Source organism: Kitasatospora sp. NPDC094028 (assembly GCF_049543595.1).
Classification (GTDB): Bacteria; Actinomycetota; Actinomycetes; order Streptomycetales; family Streptomycetaceae; genus Kitasatospora.
Window position 1 is genome coordinate 86,715 of sequence record NZ_JBMVFA010000023.1, and the last position, 19,250, is coordinate 105,964.

Consider the following 19,250-nt stretch of genomic DNA (forward strand, 5'->3'; position numbering starts at 1 on the left):
GCTCCCCCGCCGCGCCTACCCGCCGGCGGTGGCGACCGCCGGGGCCGCCGCCACGGCCTCCCGGTCGCGGGCCGCCCAGCGGGCGACCGGGCCCATCGCCCAGCCGGCCGCCAGGAACACCCCGCCGAAGACCAGCCAGCCCGCGAGCCCGCCGTCCAGCAGCAGGCTGGTGAGCAGCAGCGGCCCGAGGGTGCGGGCGACGGCGACGCCGGTGCCGAAGAAGCCCTGGTACTGGCCGATGCGCTCCGGCGGCGCGAGGTCGAAGCCGAGCTGCCAGGAGCCGGCCGACTGCCGCATCTCGCCGACCACCTGCAGCGTGGCCCCGGCCGCCAGCAGGGCGCCGACCGCCCACACCGGGACGTCCAGCGCGGACAGTCCGCAGACCACGCAGGACAGGAGCAGCAGCACGCCGGCCGAGCGGACGGCCCGGACCGCCGAGTCCAGCCCGGTGACGTCGCTCGCCGCGCGGACCTGGAAGAGCAGCACGGCCACGGTGTTGAGCACGAACAGCGCCGAGCCGAGCCAGCCGAGCCCGGGGGCGCGCTGGGCGATCCACAGCGGGAAGATCAGGCTGAGCAGCGGCATCCGCAGCAGCAGCACGGTGTTGACCGCGGTGACGGCGGCGTAGCGGCGGTCGCGCAGCACGGCCAGCCGCGGGCCGGTGCCCGACTCCGTTTCCGCGGGCGGGACTTCGGGCAGCCGGCGGAGCAGCAGCGCGCCGGCGAGGAGGCCGAGGGCGGTGATGACGAAGGCGCCGAGGTAGGCGCTCCGGGTGCCGAGGGTGAGCGCGATGCCGCCGATGGCGGCGCCGACGGCCAGGCCGCCGTTGAGGGTGGACTGGAGGTGGGCGAGCAGCCCGGTGCGTTCGGCGCGCGGCACCAGGCCGGCGACCAGGGCCTGCCGGGCGGCGGTGAGGCCGGACTGCGCGGTGGCGTACAGGCAGATGGCGAGCAGGAACGGCAGGAAGGAGCGGATGACCAGGAAGGCGGCGACCACGGCGGCCGCGCCGAGCGCGAGCGCCACGGCGGTGCGGCGCGGGCCCCGGCGGTCGGCGAGGTGGCCGAGCGGGACGCCGGCCACCGAGCCGATCGCCCAGCCGACGGCGAGGCCGGCGCCGAGCGAGGTGGCCGACATGCCGACGACGCGGGTGAAGTAGAGCGCGGAGCAGGTGTAGTAGGCGCCGTCGCCCACCGCGCTCGCCAACTGGGCGGCGGCGAGCGTGCGCTGGGGTCCGGCGGGCGGCAGCAGGGTGAACCGGGTGGTGCTGTGGTTCGGCACTTCGTTCCTGTTCTCCGGCTTCTCCGACCCGTCCCGCCGGACGGGGCGGCTCGGGCGGATCGGCAAACGGGCGAGCGGTCGGGTGAGCGGGCGGACGGGCGGACGGCGCGCGGGCCGGGCGTGCGCAACCGTTCGCGTCGGCCCCCGACGACGTGGGACCCACCCTAGGGCGCGAATGGACCGCAGGACAGGTCCAGTGATCTTGGATTTCCCTGGTCCACTTGCGGCCTTCCGCCGCACGGCCGAGCGATCGGTGAACTCCCGTACAGCAGCGCGACATTGACCGGAACCGCCGGCTCCGACCGGCCGTGCCCGTACGGCCGAAGCGCCGTCCGTACCCGCTCCGAACCACCCGCCGGGCGCGGGCCCGACCCGCCCGCCATCCCGCCACGGGGCCAAAATATGCCGGTTTTGACCCGTCTGTGGTGCCCTCCTATGCTCGACGGCGTTCGCGATCCGGCACCGGGGCCGGGGCCGCCCGCACGCCCACCCTCGCTCCCGCCCGCGCCGGCGCCGCCACCCGCGCGAAGGGCCCCTCCCATCAGCACCTTCACCGCCCCCACGGACGACACCGGCCGGCCGGCCGAGGCCCCCGCACCGGCCGCAGCCCCCGGCCGAGCACCCGCCACCCCCACACCCGGCCGCCGCCGCTTCCTCACCTACCTGCTGGCCGCACCCACCCTCACCGTCGCCGCCCGGCTCGACTCCGACACCGGCCCGCCCGCGCGAGCCCTCGCCGCCGTCCGGGCCGCGGCCGCGGCCGCCGCCACCGCCACCGCCACCGCCACCGCCACCGCCACCGCCCGCGACGCCACCCCGCCCCCGCAACTGCTCGGCCTGCCCGGCATCCCCGACGTGGTCGACCTCGGCGACGCCATCACACTGGCCTGCCTGCCCACCTCCCACCTGCTGCTGCTCGAAGTCACCGCCACCGGACGGGCCGTGCTGACCCTGCCCCGGGTGGAGGTCGGCCAGGGCCTCACCACCGCGATGGCCGTGCTGGTCGCCGAGGAGCTGGACGCCCGGCTCACCGACGTGGACGTGCCGCTCTCGGACGGCCGCCCCGAGCTGCTGTTCAACCAGATGACCGGCGGCTCCACCTCGGTGCGCACGCTGTACGAGCCGGTCCGCGCCGCGGCCGCCGCCGCCCGCGCCCGGCTGGTCACCGCCGCCGCCCGGCACTGGAACCTCCCCGCCGCCACCCTGCGCACCGCCGACTCCGCCGTCCTCGCCCCGGACGGCCGGCGGGTCGGCTTCGGCCAACTCGCCGCGGCGGCCGCCGCCGTGGCCGTGCCGGCCGTGCCCGTCACCCCCAAACCCCCCGACCGGCTGCGCCTGGTGGGCACGCCGACCGGCCGGATCGACGCCCGCGACATCGTCACCGGCCGCGCCACGTACGCCGGGGACCTCAGGATCCCGGGCGCGGTGCCCACCGTCGTCGCCCGCCCCACCACCATCAACGGCACCCTCGCGAGCCTCGACGCCACCGCCGCCCGCGCCATGCCCGGGGTGCTCGGCGTGGTGCGGATCCCCAGCGGCGTCGCCGTCCTCGCCGAGACCTTCGACCAGGCGCTCAAGGCCCGGAGCGCGCTGCGCACCACCTGGCACCCCGGCCCGGTCGCGCACCTCTCCACCGCCGACATCCGGGCCCGACTGCGGGACGCCCACGCGCCGTTCCTGCTGCCGCCGCTGCTCACCCCGTGCCTGGACGGCGAGTTCGACTTCGCGTTCGTCAACCACGCCCCGATGGAGGTGCTGACGGCCGTCGCCGACGTCCGGCCCGGCCGCGCCGACCTGTGGTTCGCCGCGCAGGCGCCGCTCGTCGCCCAGCACGCGATCGCCGCCGAACTCGGCCTGCCGCAGGACGCGGTGACCGTCCACGTGGTGCGCGGCGGCGGCTCTTTCGGCCGCCGGCTGTTCTTCGACGCCGCACTGGAGGCCGCCCAGGTCTCCCGGGCCGCCGGCCGCCCGGTCAAGCTGATGTGGACCCGCGAGGACGACATGCGGCACGGCCGGATGCGCCCCGCCAGCCACCACCGCATCCGGGCCTCGCACGGTCCGCTCGGCCAGGTCGTCGGCTGGGAGCACCGCGTCGCCACCGTCCGGACCGACCTCGGGCACGGCCTCGGCGAGGCCCTCACCGGCGCCGGGTTCGACCTCTCGCTCGCCGGGCTCAGCCTCGCCCAGGGCCTCTTCCTGCTCACCGAGAAGAACCCGTACGACGTCGGCGTCCCCACCCAGCTGCTCACCGAGGTGCCGCTCGACCTGCACACCGGCAGCTGGCGCTCCGTCTACTCCGGCACCGTCCGGGTCGCCGACGAGATCATGATGGACGAGCTCGCCCGCCGGCTGGGCCGGGACGAGGTCGCCTTCCGCCGCGCCCTGCTGCGCGGCACGCTCGGCCGGGCCGTCCTCGACACCGTGGCGAAGAAAGGGAGTTGGGGGCGACCGATGCCCCCCGGGCAGGCCCAGGGGATCGGCTACCACGAGGAGAACGGCGGCCGGGTCGCCTACCTCGTCGAGCTCGACGCCACCGACCGGGCCGACCCCCGGGTGACCAGGGCCGTGTGCGCCGTCGACGTCGGCCGGGCGATCGACCCCCGGGGCCTCGAAGCCCAGCTGATCGGCACCCTGGTCGACGGCATCTCGGTGATCCTGCGGGCCGGCAACCACATCGACAACGGCGCGGTACGGGAGGGGAGTTACGCCGACTTCCACTACGCCCGGCAGCGGCACACCCCGCCCGAGGTCGAGTTCCACCTGCTGCCGCCGAGCGGACCGCCCGGCGGCGCGGGCGAGTTGGGCGTCGCGGCCGCCTGCGCCGCCGTCGCCAACGCCTACGCGCGGGCCACCGGCACCAGCCCCCGCTCCTTCCCGATCGCCTTCTAGCCCCCGAGGACACCGACCCCCATGCCGAGCCACACCTTCGTCCTCAACGGGCGGCCCGTCACCGTCGAGGCCCCCGACGACATGCCGCTGCTCTGGGTGCTGCGCGACAAGCTCGGCGTCACCGGCCCCAAGTACGGCTGCGGCGTGGGCGTCTGCCGCGCCTGCACCAGCCACCTCGACGGCGAGGAGTTCCAGCCCTGCACCCGCGCGGTCAAGGACTGCGCGGGTCACAGCGTCACCACCATCGAGGGCCTGGCCGCCGGCGACACCCTCCACCCCGTCCAACAGGCCTGGCTCGTCTGCGACGTCGCCCAGTGCGGCTTCTGCCAGCCCGGCCAGATCATGACCGCCGTCGCCCTGCTGTGCCGCACCCCGCACCCGACCGACGCGGACATCGACCGGATCCAGAACATCTGCCGCTGCGGCACCTACCCCCGCATCCGCGAGGCCATCAAGCTCGCCGCCGCCCGGCGGTCCTAGGCCCTCCTTCCTAGGGCGTGCCGTGCGGGTCGCGGCCGAAGAACGCGGCGAGCCGGTCGTAGGGCGGGGCGTCCTCGGGTGCCGGGACCTCGGGGCCGAAGGCGTGGTGGGACGCCTCGTCGCCCCGGTACTCGGGCTTGAGGGCGCCGTGCGCCCAGGCCAGGGCGGTGGCCGCGACCTGGTGGTCCAGGCCGGCCGTGGACTGGCCGCTGGCCCGGGCCAGGTCCCAGCCGTGGACGGCGAACTCGGCGATCTGCTGGTCCACCGGGAAGCGCTTGGGCAGGGTGCCGCCGCCGGGCACCGCCAGCGTGCCGGTGAGGTCCCCGGCGGCGCGCCAGGCCTCGACGAGCTCGGCCGCGCCGGCCTCGAAGGCGTGCAGCCAGTCCTCCTCCACCCGCTCGAAGGGCTGCGACCAGTCCGGCTGCCCGCCGCCCGCCCGGACGGTGAACTGCCGCAGGTCGAACAGCAGATGGCTGACCAGGTCGCCGACGTCCCAGGAGCGGCAGGGCGTCGGATGGGCGGCCAGCTCGACGCCGGTGCCGTCGATCAGCCCGGCGGTCTGCGCGAGCGCCCGGGCGAGCAGGTCGATCGGGTCGTCCACTGCGGTCATGGGGGGCACACCTCTCGATCGGGGGACGGGCCGTGCCGGGCGATCGTAAGCGCGAGCACCGACGACCGCCCGGCACGACACCGCACCCCGCCGGTCAGGCGGCGAACCCGCCGTCCACCGCGAGCTCCGCGCCGGTGACGTACCGGCCGTCCTCGCCGACCAGGTACGCGACGGCGCCCGCGACCTCCGCCGCCGCGCCGTAGCGGCCGAGGGCGACGAAGCCGCGCTGGAAGTCGGCGGAGTCGCCGGCCGCCGGGTTCATGTCGGTGTCGGTCGGGCCGGGGTGGACGAGGTTGGCGGTGATCCCGCGCGGGCCGAGCTCCCGGGCCAGCGCCTTGGTCAGGCCGATCATCGCCGCCTTGCTGGTCGCGTACAGCACGGCGCCGGGGAAGGCGACGCGCTGCGCGAGGCAGCTGCCGATGGTGACGATCCGCCCGCCCTCGGCCAGGTGCGGCGCGGCCGCCCGGGCGTACAGGTACGGCGCCCGGACATTCACCGCCAGCACGGTGTCGATCTCCTCGACCGTCGTCTCCCCGATCGGCCCGACCGCGCCGACGCCCGCGTTGTTCACCAGGACGTCCAGCCGGCCGAACCGCTCGACCACGGCCGCCACCGCGCCGTGCACCGCCGCCTCGTCGGCGCCGTCCGCACGCACCGCCAGGGCGGTCCGGCCCATCGCGGTGATCTTCGCGGCCACCTCCTCGGCGCGCTCGGCCTCGCCCCGGTAGGTGAGCGCCACGTCGGCGCCGTCCTCGGCCAGCCGCAGGGCGACCGCCGCCCCGATCCCCCGGCTGCCGCCGGTCACCAGGGCCACCTTGCCGTTCATCGTCGTCATCTCTGCAGAACTCCTCGTTCCGTTCGCGGATCTGACTCGATCCTCGATCGGGGCGGACGGAAGTTCCGGCGGCATTCGGACGTCGCGTTCAACCTTCAACCACCTGCCGGCGCGCGCACCACCGCGCACGCGCTCCCGCGCACGCCGAAGCGGCCGCCCGGGCAGGGGCGGCCGCGCGGCGTCCGATGCCGGGGCGGCGTCAGACGGTCAGGTTCTGGCCCGGGAAGATCAGGTCCGGGTCGGCGCCGATCGTGGCGGCGTTCCTGCTGTACAGGCTGACGGTGTCGACGCCGAACTTGGCGGCGATGTCGCTCAGCGTGTCACCGCTCCTGACGGTGTAGCCGCCGGTGGCGGCTCCGTTCGTCGGCGCCGGGGCCTTCGGCGCGGCGCTCCTGGGCGCGTCGTGCTTGGCCGCGCCGCTCCGGGGCTCCTGCGCCTGCGGCTTCGTCTTGGCCCTGGCCTTCGGCGCGGCCTTGCCGGTCGGCTTCGCGGCCGGCTCGGCCGGGGCGTCGCCCGAGCCGTCCGAGGCGCTGCTCGACGCGTCGACGGCGGCCGGGTCGCCGCCCTTGGCGAGGCCGGCCTTCCGGGAGCAGACGGGCCAGGCGCCCGGGCCCTGCGACGCGAGGACCTTCTCCGCGACGGCGATCTGCTGCTCCCTGCTGGCCTGGTTGGCCTGGGGGGCGTACGCGGTTCCGCCGTACGCGGCCCAGGTGGAGGGGGTGAACTGCAGTCCGCCGTGGAAGCCGTTTCCGGTGCTGATGCTCCAGTTGCCGCCGCTCTCGCACTGGGCGACGGAGTCCCAGGTGGAGGTGGTCGCGGCGGAGGCCGAGGTGGCCGTGACGAGGCCGGCCACCGGCAGAGCCGCGACGGCGGCGCCTGCGACGACCGCCATCCGCACGCGGTTGCGCTTGGTGACGGTGGCGGGGGTGGCAGCGGCGGTCTCGTGACGGGAAGTCATGTAAGTCCTCTCGGCAAGCCCCGGGCGGGCAGGCGGAACCAGGCCCGGGACATGGGCCGGTCGTTTCCGCTCACCTCACTCGACGGGCGGCCGGACACGTGTCGGACGTGCCGTGCCGCCCCGGCCACCTCCGCTCGCCGACGACCCGTTCGAGCCGGTCGTGTCGGCGGGCACGGCCCTCGCGCCGGGTGCTAGTCGGCGGGCCGTGCGTCGGGGTGAACCCGGGTGGCGCTCGTTGCGCCGCTGAAGAAGCTACGGGCCGCCCCCGGAGGCGGCAAGCAATTCTTCAAGCTCGCAGGTCAGTTGACTGTTACCGGCGGTATCGATCAAGAAAATGCGCCCGACTTGACCATATTTGACCGCTTCCACAAGACCATATGGTCATTTCCCGTGCCTTCGCTCACACCTGACCACCCGTGAAGCCGGCCGAACCGTCCACCCATCGTGATCGGGAACTGACGGACCGTCATGAACGCACCGGAGTTCCCGGCTCCGCGGGGCGGCCGAGTGGGGTGCGCCACACCCGATACCCTCCGTGACCGCACGACTCCGTACGGATCGCTGCGGATCGCGACGCGGATCGCGGCGCGGATCCGTGCGGATGCGCTCAGCCGCGCGCGCCGAGTTCGGCGTCCCGGGCCAGCAACGCCGCCTGCACCCGGTTGTCGCAGCCCAGCTTGGCCAGGATCCGGCTGACGTACGTCTTCACCGTCGCCTCGCTCATGTGGATGCGCGCCCCCGCGTCCGCGTTGGACAGCCCCTCCCCGAGCAGCTCCAGCACCTCCAGCTCACGCCCGGTCAGCACCTCCAGCCGCTGCCGGGCCCGCGCCGCCCGCGCCGCCGCCGTCCCGCCGCGCCCGGCGGCCAGCGAGTCGACGATGTGCCGGGTCGCGGCCGGGGAGAGGAAGGCGTTGCCGCCCGCCGCCGCCCGAACGGCCTGGATCAGCTCGCCGGGCGCGGTGTCCTTGAGCAGGAAGCCGGCCCCGCCCTCGGTCACGGCGCGCAGGACGTTCTCGCGCTCCCCGAAGGTGGTGAGGATGAGCGCCCGCGCGCCGGGCGCGACCCTCGCCAGCTCCCCGAGCGCCGTCAGCCCGTCCATCACCGGCATCTGGATGTCCAGCAGCACCACGTCCACCCGGTGCGCCCGGGCCAGCTCCAGCGCCTCCCGGCCGTCCGCGGCCTCCGCGACCACCTCGATGTCGTCGGCGGAGCCGAGGATCATCCTGATCCCGGCGCGGATGAGCGGCTCGTCGTCGGCGACGAGGACTCGGATCACGACTGGTCGTTCCCCTCGAACGGAAATTCGGCTGGTGCCCCCCATCCTCACATCCCCGGCCCGCTCGCCCGACCGCCCGGGGCCCACCGCGCGGGCCGACCGCCCGGGCCGCCCGCCGGCTCACCCTCGGGCCTTCACCGCACGACGTAGTCCTGCTTCTCCACCAGCACGCCGTCCTTGAAGCAGAACCGCATCACGTCGTCCTCGCCGAAGCTCGCGCTCTGGTCGCCGGACAGGAACCAGCGGCACTGCGCGCCCTCCGGCGGGGTCGGCCCGCTGTGGTGGAAGTCGCCGGTGAAGAAGTCGTTGCCCTTCGGCAAGCGCTTCAGCACCTCGCCCGCCGGTTCGCCGACCTGCAGCTCGTCGTACAGCGACTTGCGGACCGTCGCGTCGCTCGTCCCCTGCAGGAACGCCACCACGCCCCAGACCAGCAGCGCCAGCACGGTGATCACCACGCCCACCACGCCGACCGCGCAGCCGAGCGCGGGGCTGCGCCGGCCGCCCTCCTCCTCGTCGACCTCCGGCAGGCCGGAGTACAGCCAGTCGTCCGGGTCCGCACCCGCCGGGCCGGCCCCGCCGTCGCCCTCGGCCCCCTCGTACGGGAGGACGGCGGCCAGCCGGAAGCCCTGCTCGGGCGTCGCGCCGGCGTGCACCATGCCACCGGCCAGCCGGGCGCGTTCCCGCAGCCCGGCCAGCCCCTGCCCGCCGCTCACCGCCGCGCCCGCGCCGGCGCGCGCGCCCACCAGCTCCGGCGCGCGCGGATTCGTCACCTCCACCACCAGCGCGTCCGGCTCGTACCGGAGCGCGACCGCGATCGGCGCGCCGGGGGCGTGCTTGTGCGCGTTGGTGAGCGCCTCCTGCACGATCCGGTACGCCGCCTGGTCCACCGACGCCGCCAGCGGGCGCCGCTCGCCCTCGGTCGCGAAGCCCACCGCCGCCCCGGCCGCCCGGGAGGCGTCCACCAGGCCCGCGACGCCGTCCACCCCGCCCCGGCCGGCCGCCGGCCCCACCGCCGGGGGCGGGGTCGTCGACTCGTCGTGCAGCACCCCGACCACCTCGCGCAGCTCGCGCATCGCCGAGACCGCCGCCTGCCGCAGCACGCCGACCGCCTCGCGCTGCCGGTCGCTCAGCGTGCGGTCCACCTCCAGCGCGCCCGAGTGCACCGAGATCAGCGCCAGCTGGTGGCCCAGGCTGTCGTGCATGTCCTGGGCGATCCGGTGCCGCTCGCGCAACCGCGCCTGGTGCACCACCATCACCCGCTCGCGCGACAGCTGCTCCCGGCGCTCGCGCAGGGCGTCCAGCAGGGCCCGGCGCTGCGCCCGGTAGCGGCCCCACAGTGCGGGCAGCACGGCGACCAGCAGGAAGAAGCCCAGCGACAGTCCGATGATCAGCTTCGGCGCGGCCGAGGCGGCGTCCTTCACCGCGCCCGTCACCGTGAACAGCAGCCACCCGAGCACGAAGGTGCCCACCAGCCGCCACACCGCCTGGATCCCCGCCCCCGCCGCCCACCCGGCGAACACCAGCAGCGGGAACGGCCCCGCCGAACAGCCCGTCGCGGCGGCGGTGAGCAGCAGCACCGTCGCCGGGAAGGCCCGGCGCAGCACGAACAGCACCGCCGTCGCCAGGGCGAACGGCACCGCCAGCCCGGACTCGGCGGCCACCTCCAGCAGCGCGGCGGCCCCGGCCAGCAGCACCGCGAGCAGCACCTCGGCCACCACCCGCCGGGGCCGCCAGGGGCCCGGCAGCGCCTTCCGTACGGCTGTCTTCCAGGACCGCGCGATCGCATTCACCCGTCGAGGCTACTGGGCCCGTCCACAGGACGGCCGTCCCCCTTCGTCGCCGCCCGCACCGACGAAAGTCGCACCGCACGAAGCCGCGCTCCGCTACCCGCGACCGGCTCGGTCCACCGCCGTGAGCAGCAGCGCCACGTCGTCCACCCGGTGCACCGGGCCGACCTCCCGCAGCAGCCGCCCCGCCAGCGCCTCCAGCCCGGCCGCGCCCTCGCCCGGGCCGCCGCCGCGTGCCAGGGCGGCCCGCAGCCGGTCGACGCCCTGGTCGATCGCCTCGGCCGGGTCCTCCACCAGCCCGTCGGTGTACAGCGCGAGCAGCCCGCCCGGCGGCAGGCGCCGTTCGGTGACGGGGTACTCGGCCCGTTCGTCGACCCCGAGCAGCGGCCCGCCGGCCACGTCCAGCACCTCCGCCCGCCCGTCCGGGTGGCGCAGCACCGGGGGGAGGTGTCCGGCGCGGGCGATCCGCAGGGTGCCGTCGGCCGGGGTGAGGCGGGCCAGGCAGCAGCTGGCGAGCAGGCCGGGGTCGAGGTCGAGCAGCAGCCGGTTGGTGCGGGCGAGCACCTGCCCGGTGGGTTCGCCGCCGCTGGCGAACGCCCGTACGGCGCTGCGGAGTTGGCCCATCGCGGCGGCGGCGCCGACGCTGTGCCCCTCGACGTCGCCGATCACCAGGGTGAGGTCGCCGCCGGTGGTGATGGCGTCGTACCAGTCGCCGCCGATCTCCATGCCCTGGGTGCCCGGCAGGTAGCGGGCGGTGATCCGGACGCCGGGCACCTCGGGCAGCCGGTGCGGCAGCAGGCCCTGCTGGAGTCCGCGGGCGAGCGCGAACTCGGCGTCGTAGAGGCGGGCCCGCTCCAGCGCCTGGGCGATGAAGCCGCCGAGCGCGGTGAGCAGGCCGCGGTCCTCGGCGGTGAAGGCGCGCGGCCGGTCGAAGCCGAGGATGCAGCTGCCGACCGGGTGGCCGGAGGCGATGAGCGGCAGGAACGCCCAGGCGCCCATCTGGTCGAGCGCCAACCCGGGGTAGGCGGCGGCGAGTTCGCGCACCGACTCGAAGAAGATCGGGGTGCCGGCGCTGAGCGCCTCCGCGCCGGGGACGCGGGCGCCGGTCGGGGTGGCTTCGAAGCCGTCCAGGAAGCCGTCCGGGTAGCCGCTCTGCGAGACCAGGTGCAGCCGGTTGTCGCGCACGGCGTAGATGGCGAGTTCCTGGCCGCCGAAGGCCGGCAGGATCTGCTCGGCGACCGCCCGGCAGACGTCGCGCGCGGTGACGGCCTCGGTGAGCGCGCTGGCCAGCTGCAGCAGGTGGTGGGTGCCGGCGAGGCCGGTCGAGGCGGGGACGGCGGGCGGCGGGGCGGCGGGCGGTTCGGCGGCGCCGGGCGGGGCCTCGGCGGCGACGACCCGGCCGGTGACGCCGTGCGCGTCGGGGTAGAGCGAGAAGGCGAGCCAGCCGGCCGGCGGGCGGACGGCCAGGAAGGCGGTGGGCCGCTGGGAGAGCAGGGCGGCGCGGTAGCGGCTCTCGTAGAAGGGGTCGGCGAGCCAGGGCAGCGCGTCCCAGGGGTGCCGGCCGACCAGGTCCTCGCGGCGGACGCCGAGCAACGGCTCGATGCCCCGGTTGGCGTAGCCGATCCGGCCGTCCGGGTCGAGCGAGAAGACGCCTTCGCGCAGCCGTTCGACGGCGGCCGCGGCGGCGGTGAGGGTGCGGACGTCCAGGACGGCGCCGACCAGGTGGGTCCGGCCGTCCGAGAGGGCGGAGGGCACCCGGGCCCACAGCTCCACCGGGTACGGGTGGCCGTCCGGCCCGAGCACCCGGACCCGGGCGGCCAGCACCTCGCCCTCGGCCAGCGCGGTGCGGGCGGCGGCCCGGAAGCCGGCCAGGTCGCCGGGGGCGATCCGGGCGGAGAGGCCGGCCATCGTCCCGTCGAACTCGCCGGGCCCGAAGCCGAAGATCTCCCGGAACCGGGCGTCGGCGGCGAGCGCGCCGGTGGCCACGTTCCACTCGAAGAGGCCGACCCGGGTGGCCGGTGCGGACGACGGCGCCAGCTCCACCACGGGCGTGTCCGCGGCCGGCTCCACGGGCCGCCCGGCAGCCTGCAGCCCGGCCAGCCCGTCCGCGAGCTCGGCGGCGACGGCGGCCAGCCGGCGGCGCGCCCGGGCCGACACGCCCTCCTCGGCGGCCGGCCACAGCACGCTGAGCACCCCGAACGGCTCGGCGCCGGCCCCGACCGGCACGCAGGCGGTCGCGTAGTCGTAGGGCAGGCCGACCGCCAGCTGCGGGAAGCGCCGCATGGTGTCCTCGGTGTCGGCCAGCGCGACGGTGCGGCCGGTGCGGAAGCAGACCGCGACGGGCAGCGGCCCGGCGGCGGCGATCCGCCGGAACGGGCTCATGATCGACAGCGGCACGCCGGCGATGGTGCAGAGCAGCAGCGAGCGGCGGTCCGGCGAGCGCAGGTACACCATCGCGCCGTACGCCCCGGTGCGGCCGAGCGCGCGCCGGGCGGCGTCCGCGAGCAGCTCGTCTCGCTCGGGGGCGGCGTCCCCGGCCGCCCCGGCGGGCTCCCCGGTCCCGCCGGTCGGATGCGGATGGCGCATGCTCTTTTGCTACGCCGGGCCCGGAACGGTGTCAAGACGAGCCCCTCCCGCCCCACCGGCCCCGGACCGCCCCACGCGCCCCGGCGCGGAACTCGGACGGACCGCCGCCCGGCCGGGCCCGGGCTCAGATCGAGGTGAGGTCGACCTCGACCGGGTACGGCGCCACGGCCGTCACCCGCCCGGCGAACAGCTCACCCGCCCGGTACTCCCGGCTCGCCTCGTCCAGCACGTACGTGTGGACGACCGGCACCCGGCCGGCCGCCTGCTCGATCCGCCAGTGGAAGGGGATGCCGGCCTTGGCGTACTGGGCGAGCTTGACCACCCGGTCGGTGGTCTCCGAGCCCGGCGAGACGACCTCGACCAGCAGCAGCGCGTCCTCCGGTCTGGTCGGAGTCCTGTCGATGGTGTCCGCGCGGTAGACCCCGGCGTCGGGACGGCGGTTGTTGAGCGGCACGTCCTGCAGGCGGACGTCGAAGTCCGTGTCGGCGTTCCACTCCGCGCCGCCGGCTTCGTCCAGGGCGTTCGCCAAGAAGCGCGCAAGCCGGTTGTGGCGCTTCGACGCGCCAGGGCTCACGACCACCATCCCGTCGACGATCTCGATGCCCGCGCACTGCTCCGCGGTCCAGGAGTCGTATTCCTCGCTGGTGATCTGCCGGTGCATCCACTCGGGTGCGATCATCTCGGCCATCACTGCGTACCTCCCCTGCGCTGGTGGGCGGGCCGGTGCTGTGACCCCTCAATGTAGTGCACATCAGAGGGGCCGAGGTTTCGGGTGGTTCGCGGCCGTTCGATATCCTCGGGCGGTGAGGGGCGGCGTTCGGGTCGCCCGTGGGGGAAGCGAGAACCGGTATGCAGTCGCCGTCGTCCGAGGGGCCCGCGCAGGAGGCGGCGTGGGAGTGGGAGGCGGGCGCGGACGGTGCCGGCGTCGAACCCCGGGACGTGATCGACGGCGGCGGCGACGGGCCGCGGCCGACCCGCCGCAGGCTGCTGCTCGGGGCCGGGGCACTGGCGGCCGGCGCGGCGGTGTGGGCCGTCGCCCGCGCGGCCGGCGAGCAGGACGCCCCCGCGCCCGCCCCGACGAAGCCGCAGCCGACCGCGCTGTCCGGCCCCACCCCGCTGTGGACCTACCGGGGCCCCGAACCGATGACCCCCGAGCGGCTGCCCCGCCCGCCGGAGCGCCCGCTCTACCTGTCCAACGCCGGCCTGCGGGTACTCGACCCGGCCACCGGCGACGCCACCCGGCTGGTGGTCTTCGACCCGCCGCCGCAGCCGGACTGGCCGAGCGACTTCACGCCGCGCCCCAAGGTCGTGCTCGGCCCGCAGCACCTCTTCACGCTCACCTCCCCCGGCCACCTCGACGCCCGCCACCTCACCGACCCGGCCGGCGACTGGAGCCTGCCGCTGCCAGACGAGCTGACCGACGGGCGGAGCGGCGGCCCGGCCGGCGGCCCCGGCCTGTCGGTCTGCGCGGGTGGCGTCCTGTACGGCTACGCCTGGGGCCGCTACCGCCCCGGCAACGAACCGACCGTCGACCACCTCTTCGCACTGCGGGCCGCCGACCGCGCCCTGCTGTGGACCGTCCGCGCCGAGGGCGACGAGCAGGTCGTCGCCGTCAGCCCCGCCGAGGGCGGCCGGGTGGCCTGCGCGCGCGGCCTCGGCGACAGGGCCCGGCTGGTGGTCCGGGACGCCGCGGACGGCCGGGAGCTGTGGACCACCCCGGCCTCGGGCTGGTGCGTCGCCGGGCCGAAGCACCTCCTCGTCCAGGACGGCACCGGCGGGATGCGCGCGCTGCGCCCGACCGGCGAGCAGGCCTGGGTGTTCGGCCCGGCCCGGGGCGAGTCCTGGCAGGCGATGCCGCCCGTCCCGGACGGCGACCAGGTCTACCTGCCGCGCGACAACGGCGTGGTCACCGGGCACGACGCGGCCACCGGCGCGCTGCGCTGGAGCTGCCGGATGCCGTTCCTGCTGGACCACCGCAGCCACCCGGTGGTCGTCGGCGACACCCTGTTCGTCCCCGGCACGGCGGCCGGCGGGGTCTGCGCGGTGGACACCGCGAACGGCCGACTGCGGTGGAACTTCCGCGACTCCGGCCCCGGCCGGGACGTCTGGACGCTCGCCGCCGACGCCGACCGCCTCTACGCGGGCCACGACGACGTGCTGCACGCCCTCCCCGTGCACGAGGGCACGCCCGGCGCGGGCCGGGCGGCCTGATGAAGGTGCGCCCGATCTCCCCCGACCGGCTGGTCGAGCTGCTCGCCGAGCGGATCGGCGGACTCCCCGGCGCCGGGCAGCGGTGGCTGCGGGTGGCGGTGGACGGCGCCGGGCCCGCCCGGCCCGACGCGCTGGCCGACGCCCTGGTGGAACCGCTGCGGCTGCGCGGCCGCCCCTCCCTCCGGGTGTCGGCGGCCGACTTCCTGCGCCCGGCCTCGATCCGGCTGGAGTACGGCCACCACGACGCGGACGCCTTCCACGACCTGTGGCTCGACGACGGCGCCCTGCTGCGCGAGGTGCTGGACCCGCTGGAGCCCGGCGGCACCGGCCGGGTGCTGCCCACACTGCGCGACCCGGTCACCGACCGCTCCACCCGCGCCGCGTACCGGCAACTCCCGCCCGGCGGCGTGCTGTTGCTCGACGGCCCGCTGCTGCTCGGCCGCTGGCTGCCGCTGGAGCTGACCGTCCACCTGGCGCTCACCCCGGCTGCGCTGGCCCGCCGCACCCCCGCCGACCAGCAGTGGACGCTGCCCGCCTTCGCCCGCTACGAGGCGGAGACCGCACCGGCGGAGGCCGCCGACCTCACCGTCCGGATGGACGACCCGCGCCACCCGGCCCTGGTCGAGCGGTCGTAGCGCCGCTTCCGGGGAGCCCGCCACCCCGCTACGGTGAGCCGGTGAACGACTACGCGGTGCCCGTCCTGCCGAGCCGGGACCTGGCCGAGACGCTCGACTTCTACGGCCGCCTGGGCTTCGAGCCCCGCGGCGACTGGATCGCGGACCACGGTTACCTGATCGTGGCCCGCGGGTCCGTGGAACTGCACTTCCGGTACGACCCGCAGGTGGATCCGCTGGCCACGGCCGGCAGTTGCTACGTCCACGTGGCGGACGCGGACGCCCTCCACCGGGCGTGGGCCGAGATCGGCGTACCCGGCGACGAGGCCACCGGCAGCCGCCTCACGGAGCCGGCCGAGACCCCTTACCGCATGCGGGAGTTCGCCCTCGTGGACCGCAGCGGGAACCTGCTGCGGATCGGCAGTCCGGCACCGTCGCGGCCGTGATCACGACCGCGGTCCGTCAGGGGCGGCGCCCGGCACCGCCCCGCGGCGGCCGGCCGGCCCCGGCGGCCGCCGGGGCCGGCCCGCGCTGGCAGTACGGGCACCAGAAAACGGCCCGGTCGCGCGGGGCCACGCCCTGGCGGCCCGTCAGGATCGGGGTGACGCAGCGCGGGCAGGGCCGCCCGGCGCGGCCGTAGACCCAGTGCTGGTAGCCGGGCCGGGTGTCCCCGGTGGTGACGTGCCCGGGGCGCAGCCTGTTCGCCTCCAGCATCGCCCGGGCACGCTCCACCAGCCGGTCGGGGTGCGGGAGTTCGCCGACCTCGGTCCACGGCGTGACGCCCGCGACGAAGCACAGTTCGTTGGCGTAGACGTTGCCGATCCCGGCGAGGTTGCGCTGGTCGAGCAGGGCTTCGACGAGCGGGCGCCCCGGGCGGGAGAGCAGGCGGCGGACGGCCTCGACCGGATCCCAGTCGGGGCCGAGCAGGTCGGGGCCGAGGTGGCCGGTGATCCGCCGCTCGTCGGCGGTGCGCAGCAGCTCGACGACGGGCATCCGGTAGCCGATCGCGGTGCCCCGGTCGGTGCCGAGGACGACGCGGATCTGGTGGGCGGGGCCGCCGGTCCAGCGCTCGCCGGGGCGGTAGACCTCCCAGCGGCCGTCCATCCGCAGGTGGGTGTGCAGGGTGAGCCCGCCTTCGAGGCGGGTCAGCAGGTGCTTGCCGCGCGGGGTGACGTCGAGCACCCGGCGGCCGGCGAGGGCGGCGGTGGCGTGCGCGGGGACGCGGAGTTCGGCGTGGGTCAGCGGCTGCCCGGCGAGGGCTTCGCGCAGCCGGGCCGCCTCGCGGTAGACGGAGTCACCTTCTGGCATGTCTCCATCCTCCACCGCGCGGCGGCCCGGCGGCGCAGCGGGGCACCGCCGTTCGGCGGGCCCGGCCGCCCTACTCGGCCGAGGCCGGGGGCTGGTCCCGGACGACGGTGACCGGGCAGGGCGCGTGCTCGGTGAGGTGGCGGCTGACGGAGCCGAGCAGCACGCCGGAGAAGCCGCCGAGGCCGCGGCTGCCGACGACGACCAGGGCGGCACCCCGGGCGGCCTCCAGCAGGGCCTGGACGGCGTTGCCGGGCACGACGTTCCGGGTGATGTGCACGCCCGGGGCCTCGTCGGCGGCCCTGGTGACGGTCTCGTCGAGGGTCCGGCGGGCCAGTTCCTCGGGGTTGAAGGCCTCGGCGGGCGGGACGGCCTGCCCGCCCCAGCCGTAGAAGGCCGGGTACTCCCAGGCGGTGACCGCGTGGACGGTGCCGTGGACGGCCCGCGCGTAGTCGATCGCCCAGCGCAGTGCCTGCTCCGAGGCGGGCGAGCTGTCCACGCCGACGACGATCCGGGGGGCGGTGCTCATTCCGTGTCTCCTTCGGTTGGTCCTGCCCGGTGGGAAGGGGGCGTCCCGGGGTCAGCTGCTGCGGTACGCCGCCCAGGAGTTCGCCATCCGCTGCGCCTGGCCCGGGGTGAACTGGGTCATGCAGGAGTCGTAGCTGTAGTCCATGAAGTTGTGGATCGGGTCGAGGCCCGGCCCGGCGCAGGTGTGGCGGCCCTCGGGGCAGCCGTAGGCGGCGCTGCGCTCGGGCGGGGTGTCGTCGACGTAGTCGCCCGGGGCCAGGCAGCCGCCCTGGAAGGTGTGGAAGAGGCCGAGCCAGTGGCCGGTCTCGTGGGTGGCGGTGTTGCCCTCGTTGTAGTGGGTGGCGGAGCCGCCGGGCAGCGAGGCGTCGAGCACGACGACGCCGTCGTCGGCCGGGTCGGAGCGGTAGGCGTTCGGGAAGGTCGCCCAGCCGAGCAGGGACTGGCCGAGGTGGGCGGTGTAGAGGTTGAGGGTGCCCTGGTCGCCCCGGCGCAGGGCCCGCTTCATCGCCTTCTCGGCGGCCGAGCCGGGGGTGACGCCGTTGTACCAGCCGGCGTTGTCGGTCCAGTCGGTGCCGGCCAGCTCGAAGTGGAACCGGGTGTCGGTGTTGCCCGCGCCCTGGCCGCCGTAGGTGGCGTTGAGGTGGTCGAGCTGGGCGTCGACGGCGCCCTGGCCGAGCCGGCCGGTGTCCCCGTCGTGGATCACGTGGACGTACACCGGGACGGTGGTGGGCACGGCGGCGAGCGGGACGTGGGTGGAGCCGAGCCGGGCCAGCCGGTCGTCGAGGTCGGCCTGCATGGCCCCGGCCTGGGCCGCGTCCACCGCGTTCGGGTCCTTCCCGGACGGCCCGCCGGCCGGCTTCCGCGCGGCGGCGTCCACGGCGTCCACGGCGGCGCCGGTGCCGTCGCAGACCGCCGAGGCGGACGCGGCCGCGTCCGCGTGGTGCGCGACCGGCGCGGCGAACTGGCTCAGGCCGGCCGCGGCGACCAGCGCGGCGGCGCAGGGGAACAGGCGGGTGGCACGCGGGCGCACCCGGGGAGTACGGCGCATCTGCGCTCCTGACGAGGAGACGAGGAATCCGACGGAGGACCGGCCGCACCCCGGTCCCGCCCGGCGGCACGCGGCGGCGCTCGGCGCGGGCTCACGGGGCCGCGGACCCGCCGAGACTACGACGCCGCGAAGTCGATCTCCCGCAGGGCGCGCGCGGCGGGCCGGTCGAGTACCACCACCGACGCACAGCCGGCCGGCGGCTCCCCCGCCGCCGCCCGCAGCAGCCGGGCCACCGCGGCCCGGTGCCGGGCGAAGGCGTAGCGGGAGACGCCGCGCCCGCGCCGGCGCTGCCCGTCCCGTGCCTCGGCGGGCCCGACGTCGATCACCAGCAGGTGCACCCGGCGGCCCTGCCGGGCGGCGGCGCGGGCGAGCCAGGCCCGGACGAACGGCAGCGTGCCGCAGTCGTGCACGGCGAGCGGCCCGCCGTCCAGCACGGCCCGGCGCAGCCGCCGGTAGTGCGCGAGCCGGGCGAGCGGGCGGTAGAGCCCGTACGGGAGGCGGGCGGGCAGGCGCGCCGCGTACTCCTCGCGGACCAGCTGGGAGTCGACCAGCGGGGCGCGCACGCAGCGGCTCATCAGGGTGCTCTTGCCGCTGCCGGGCAGTCCGGTGACGACCAGCAGGTCGCCCGCCGGGTAGTGCAGGGCGGCCGGGCCGGGGCCGCGCAGCTCGTGCCGGCCGGCCCGGACGGCCTTGGCCCCGGCGGTGCGGGGCCGCGGCACCCGGGGCACCGCCGCCCGCACCGCCGTTCGCGCCGTTCCCGCCCCGGTCACCGTCACTCCCCCTGCCGTTCTCCCTCCCGGGAGCATCGCGCATTCCCAAGGCCGAGTAAAGGCCCGAGGTCAGAC

General features: G+C 76.4%; 18 protein-coding genes. 6 read left to right on the plus strand and 12 right to left on the minus strand.

Going from position 1 to position 19,250, the window contains the following annotated elements:
• Positions 1 to 15: 15 nt before the first annotated feature.
• Positions 16 to 1,278: an MFS transporter gene (locus ACPC54_RS28485; protein WP_498968827.1), complete on the minus strand. Its 1,263-nt coding sequence runs from the start codon at positions 1,276 to 1,278 to the stop codon at positions 16 to 18.
• A 435-nt stretch (positions 1,279 to 1,713) separates the two neighbouring features.
• On the opposite strand from ACPC54_RS28485, the gene ACPC54_RS28490 reads away from it, so the two are divergent.
• Together ACPC54_RS28490 and ACPC54_RS28495 are read left to right on the plus strand one after the other, a co-directional pair.
• A complete protein-coding gene (locus tag ACPC54_RS28490; protein ID WP_498968828.1) occupies positions 1,714 to 4,167 on the plus strand; it encodes a molybdopterin cofactor-binding domain-containing protein in 2,454 nt (817 codons plus the stop codon).
• A 21-nt stretch (positions 4,168 to 4,188) separates the two neighbouring features.
• On the plus strand, positions 4,189 to 4,647 hold the full coding sequence (locus ACPC54_RS28495; RefSeq protein ID WP_498968830.1) for a (2Fe-2S)-binding protein: 459 nt from the start codon (positions 4,189 to 4,191) through the stop codon (positions 4,645 to 4,647).
• 10 nt (positions 4,648 to 4,657) lie between these two features.
• On the opposite strand, the gene ACPC54_RS28500 is transcribed toward ACPC54_RS28495, so the two are convergent.
• From ACPC54_RS28500 to ACPC54_RS28510, 3 genes are all read right to left on the minus strand, one after another.
• Entirely contained in the window at positions 4,658 to 5,257 is a 600-nt protein-coding gene (locus tag ACPC54_RS28500) for a TIGR03086 family metal-binding protein (protein ID WP_498968832.1), read from the minus strand.
• Positions 5,258 to 5,351: 94 nt separating this feature from the next.
• Positions 5,352 to 6,092, minus strand: a complete 741-nt coding sequence (locus ACPC54_RS28505; RefSeq protein WP_498968833.1) for an SDR family NAD(P)-dependent oxidoreductase — start codon at positions 6,090 to 6,092, stop codon at positions 5,352 to 5,354.
• A gap of 199 nt (positions 6,093 to 6,291) precedes the next feature.
• Positions 6,292 to 7,050: a transglycosylase family protein gene (locus ACPC54_RS28510; RefSeq protein ID WP_498968834.1), complete on the minus strand. Its 759-nt coding sequence runs from the start codon at positions 7,048 to 7,050 to the stop codon at positions 6,292 to 6,294.
• 225 nt (positions 7,051 to 7,275) lie between these two features.
• On the opposite strand from ACPC54_RS28510, the gene ACPC54_RS28515 reads away from it, so the two are divergent.
• On the plus strand, positions 7,276 to 7,470 hold the full coding sequence (locus ACPC54_RS28515) for a hypothetical protein (RefSeq protein ID WP_498968836.1): 195 nt from the start codon (positions 7,276 to 7,278) through the stop codon (positions 7,468 to 7,470).
• A 187-nt stretch (positions 7,471 to 7,657) separates the two neighbouring features.
• Here the strand turns inward: ACPC54_RS28515 and ACPC54_RS28520 are convergent, their stop codons facing one another.
• The 4 genes from ACPC54_RS28520 to ACPC54_RS28535 form a co-directional block, all read right to left on the minus strand.
• Entirely contained in the window at positions 7,658 to 8,326 is a 669-nt protein-coding gene (locus ACPC54_RS28520) for a response regulator (protein WP_498968837.1), read from the minus strand.
• Between the two features lie 134 nt (positions 8,327 to 8,460).
• A complete protein-coding gene (locus tag ACPC54_RS28525) occupies positions 8,461 to 10,116 on the minus strand; it encodes a sensor histidine kinase (protein WP_498968838.1) in 1,656 nt (551 codons plus the stop codon).
• Between the two features lie 93 nt (positions 10,117 to 10,209).
• Entirely contained in the window at positions 10,210 to 12,699 is a 2,490-nt protein-coding gene (locus ACPC54_RS28530; RefSeq protein ID WP_498968840.1) for a SpoIIE family protein phosphatase, read from the minus strand.
• Positions 12,700 to 12,823: 124 nt separating this feature from the next.
• Entirely contained in the window at positions 12,824 to 13,390 is a 567-nt protein-coding gene (locus ACPC54_RS28535; RefSeq protein WP_498968842.1) for a Uma2 family endonuclease, read from the minus strand.
• A 158-nt stretch (positions 13,391 to 13,548) separates the two neighbouring features.
• Between ACPC54_RS28535 and ACPC54_RS28540 the strand changes: the two genes are divergently transcribed.
• The 3 genes from ACPC54_RS28540 to ACPC54_RS28550 are packed head-to-tail and all read left to right on the plus strand — an operon-like array spanning position 13,549 to position 15,970.
• Complete coding sequence (locus ACPC54_RS28540; RefSeq protein ID WP_498968843.1) at positions 13,549 to 14,910, plus strand: PQQ-binding-like beta-propeller repeat protein; 1,362 nt, start codon at positions 13,549 to 13,551, stop codon at positions 14,908 to 14,910.
• Positions 14,910 to 15,545 carry a nucleoside/nucleotide kinase family protein gene (locus ACPC54_RS28545; protein WP_498968845.1) on the plus strand — a complete coding sequence of 212 codons (636 nt, stop codon included), beginning with the start codon at positions 14,910 to 14,912 and terminating at the stop codon, positions 15,543 to 15,545. Before ACPC54_RS28540 ends, ACPC54_RS28545 begins: the two co-directional genes overlap by 1 nt.
• Positions 15,546 to 15,586: 41 nt before the next feature.
• Entirely contained in the window at positions 15,587 to 15,970 is a 384-nt protein-coding gene (locus tag ACPC54_RS28550; protein WP_498968847.1) for a bleomycin resistance protein, read from the plus strand.
• A gap of 16 nt (positions 15,971 to 15,986) precedes the next feature.
• Here ACPC54_RS28550 and ACPC54_RS28555 read toward each other — a convergent pair whose 3' ends face one another.
• From ACPC54_RS28555 to ACPC54_RS28570, 4 genes are all read right to left on the minus strand, one after another.
• Complete coding sequence (locus tag ACPC54_RS28555) at positions 15,987 to 16,832, minus strand: DNA-formamidopyrimidine glycosylase family protein (protein ID WP_498968848.1); 846 nt, start codon at positions 16,830 to 16,832, stop codon at positions 15,987 to 15,989.
• A gap of 70 nt (positions 16,833 to 16,902) precedes the next feature.
• Positions 16,903 to 17,358 carry a universal stress protein gene (locus ACPC54_RS28560; RefSeq protein WP_498968850.1) on the minus strand — a complete coding sequence of 152 codons (456 nt, stop codon included), beginning with the start codon at positions 17,356 to 17,358 and terminating at the stop codon, positions 16,903 to 16,905.
• A 51-nt stretch (positions 17,359 to 17,409) separates the two neighbouring features.
• Positions 17,410 to 18,405 (minus strand): zinc metalloprotease, encoded by a 996-nt coding sequence (locus tag ACPC54_RS28565; protein ID WP_498968851.1) that lies wholly within the window; start codon positions 18,403 to 18,405, stop codon positions 17,410 to 17,412.
• A 116-nt stretch (positions 18,406 to 18,521) separates the two neighbouring features.
• Positions 18,522 to 19,211, minus strand: coding sequence for an AAA family ATPase (locus ACPC54_RS28570; RefSeq protein ID WP_498968853.1), 690 nt, complete (start codon positions 19,209 to 19,211; stop codon positions 18,522 to 18,524).
• Between the last annotated feature and the right edge of the window lie 39 nt (positions 19,212 to 19,250).